This window comes from Bacillus sp. SM2101 (assembly GCF_018588585.1).
Classification (GTDB): Bacteria; Bacillota; Bacilli; order Bacillales; family SM2101; genus Nanhaiella; species Nanhaiella sioensis.
This window is the reverse complement of record NZ_JAEUFG010000121.1, coordinates 1-821: the sequence shown is the minus strand read 5'-3', so window position 1 is coordinate 821 and position 821 is coordinate 1. Positions and strand designations below refer to the sequence as shown.

At 41.8% G+C, this 821-nt stretch carries 1 pseudogene; it reads right to left on the bottom strand.

Features of this window, described 5'->3' with window-relative positions:
• Positions 1 to 336 (bottom strand): annotated as a pseudogene (locus JM172_RS24535) (reverse transcriptase domain-containing protein); the annotation flags it as partial.
• Positions 337 to 821 lie beyond the last annotated feature (485 nt).

The following is an 821-nucleotide window of genomic DNA, read 5'->3' as shown; positions in this document are numbered from 1 at the left end:
TGGTCTGAAACCGTAACTAAATTCACTGAACTGTTTTTCAAATATCGGACTGAGAACTTGATGAATGGCTTGTTGAACTACTCTATCCACTACTGTTGGTATTCCCAATTTGCGCATCTTTCCGTTTTCTTTTGGGATCTCCACTCTTAAGGCAGCTTGTGGTTGGTATTTTCTTGTTCTGATGCGCTGCCGCAACTCATCCTTGTTCTCTTTCAGATATTGCTTTAGTTCTTCTACTGTTACTCCATCAACCCCACTTGCGCCTTTATTTTTATAGACACGTAAGTAGGCTTCGTTCATATTCTGATTACTTAAAATTTGTTCTAAAATTTTCACACTCGTTTCTCCTTTCCTCTCACGTAGTAAGTGATAGCTCCTTTTTGGTTATCCTTTGAGATACGCTCATACTTTCACCATTAACACATTCGGAGTCCGTCACTTACGCATTCGTGGCGTGGAAACACTATAAATTGTTCAGCCCTTCATGAATTCATATCATTACTATGGCTTCTGCTGACTTCTTACGGTTAACCTTTTTCGACTGTACTAATGTACATCCGCAAGACCTCCCAGGGTAAGACAACTATCTTTCCTCTTTTACTCGCCTGATTTACTCTACAAAGTTACGCACATCTGTTTGGACTTCAACTTGTCTAGGAGTCTCATCCCTTTGTAGAGCCTTAGTATCAGATTTCTGTTCGTCGAGCCAAGACTTTATTCCACGCTTCCTCCAGCCCTTACCTCACGGTAAGTACCTTGCGCTTCCTTAGTGGTTGGTCGATGTGTACCCCCACAGTGGACTTTCACCACCTAGATAGTTG